This window comes from Bradyrhizobium sp. PRIMUS42 (assembly GCF_023006515.1).
GTDB lineage: Bacteria > Pseudomonadota > Alphaproteobacteria > Rhizobiales > Xanthobacteraceae > Bradyrhizobium.
In genome coordinates, this window is sequence record NZ_JALBGZ010001375.1 from 1 (window position 1) to 756 (window position 756).

General features: G+C 67.7%; 1 protein-coding gene. It reads right to left on the reverse strand.

Features of this window, described 5'->3' with window-relative positions:
- The coding region (locus MOV75_RS40460) for an amidase (RefSeq protein WP_247008441.1) at positions 1-756 on the reverse strand (756 nt) is incomplete at both ends.

Genomic DNA, 756 nt, shown 5'->3' on the forward strand with positions numbered 1-756 from the left:
CCCACCAGGGATCGCGCGGATCGCGCTGGCTCATCACCTCCAGCGCAAGACGGACGTCGGCGACGTGGCGGGCGAGCGGCCCCTGCGCCGACATCAGATGCGCCAGCATCGGACGCTCCGCCGTTGCGCTCTCGTTGAACGCGGGGATGCGTCCTTGTGTCGGCTTGATGGTGGCAACACCGTTGCAATGCGCGGGCCAGCGCAGCGAGCCGCCGATGTCGTTGCCATGGGCGATGGTGCCGATACCGGCAGCGACCGCCGAACCCGCGCCGCCCGAGGAGCCGCCGCAGGTGATATCAGGATCCCAGGGGTTCAGCGTCAGCCCGTGCAGGGGATTGTCGGTGAAGCCGCGGAAGGAGAATTCCGGGGTGTTGGTCAGCCCAATGACGATCGCGCCGGCCTTCTTCAGGTTGCGGACAACAGGCGCATCCGACGGCGCGACCAGGCCCTTGTTGGCGGGAACGCCGTTGAAATTCGGCCGGCCTTCGTAGTCGACATTTTCCTTGATGGTGACAGGCACGCCATGCAGAAGGCCGAGCGCGCCGCCCTTGGCACGCTGCTTGTCGGCCGCATGCGCCGCTTTCAGCGCTTCCTCGCCGAGATCGACGACGACGGCGTTCAGCTTCGGATTGACGGCGCGCATCCGTTCAAGATGCGCCTCGACCGTCTCGACGGCGGAGATGGCGCCGGAGCGGATCGCGGCCGCGGTCTCCACTGCCGACCATTGCCAGGCTGGTCCCCTGGGACGGCGTGGTG